Genomic DNA, 1,044 nt, shown 5'->3' with positions numbered 1-1,044 from the left:
GCCTAACGAAGTAAAGAAGCTACGTATAGATGAAATGACTCCACCAATTGCTGAACCTGCAGTTGAAATTGCATTTTTTATATTAGACCATGCACTACTCATTATTCCGCTCAAACCACTTCCAGCACTGCCCATATTTGCGAACAGTCCGATAGCAGTTCCTATCCATTGAGCAACTGTCTGCAAAACTGGTGCAATTTTTTGAAAAACACCAACTAAAAAATCAACAACAGGAGTCAATGCTTGAATAATGATTTTGATTGCATCGAACGTAGCCGATACACCCATCAAAATACCTTTGAGTACGCCACCTAAAAATGCCCCCAACACTTGAAACGCTGGCATCAGTGCACCAGACAACGTTGTCAGTAACGGTTGAGCTGCATTCCACATGCCAACCAACGAACTCACAACACCATCGAATGCCGGTTTAACGATTGCTGCCATTGTACTGATACCCGCTTGCAAAGCTGGCAAAATATTACTGATTAATGCTTGTATGCCGCTAAAATCAAGACGAGAAAATCCATTAATGAGCGTCTCGATAAATGGCGAAACTGACGAAACAATCGTTTGAAATAATCCTGGTATTTGACTAAATGCCGTTTGAAAACCTTGAATGATAGGTGAAATCACTGTTTGAATTTTACTCAATATACCAGATGCTCCGCCGCTTATTCCGATACCAAGACTGTTCATCAAGTCGGTACCTGCACTTAAAAATTGAGGTGCAGCAGCTTGAAAAAAGGTTGAAATTGCTCCCGGCAAACCTTTGATTACATTTGTCACCATCGGAATGAGATTGCCAAATAAAAATGTAGACGTTGTTTCTGCTAGTGCATTTAAGGCTGGCTTGATATCTTGACCTAGTGATAAACCACCCAAGACGTTGGACCATGATGATTTCATCGAAGCAAACGACCCGCTAAATGTGCTCGCGGCTTCTTTAGCTGTCGTCCCAGTGATATCAAGTTCCTTTTGTACAACATGAATAGCACTGTACACATCATTTAGATTACTCATATCATACTTCACGCCAGACAA

General features: G+C 41.3%; 1 protein-coding gene. It reads right to left on the bottom strand.

Annotated elements, in window-relative coordinates; translation table 11 throughout:
• Nucleotides 1-702, bottom strand: a 702-nt coding sequence (locus ABWK52_RS29630; RefSeq protein WP_353772402.1) for a hypothetical protein, incomplete at its 3' end; no start/stop codon positions are given.
• Nucleotides 703-1,044: the final 342 nt, after the last annotated feature.

The sequence above is a fragment of the Bacillus sp. AP50 genome (assembly GCF_040492675.1).
GTDB lineage: Bacteria > Bacillota > Bacilli > Bacillales > Bacillaceae_G > Bacillus_A > Bacillus_A cereus.
The sequence above is the reverse complement of the archived record's forward strand: the minus strand, read 5'-3'. Positions and strand labels throughout refer to the sequence as shown.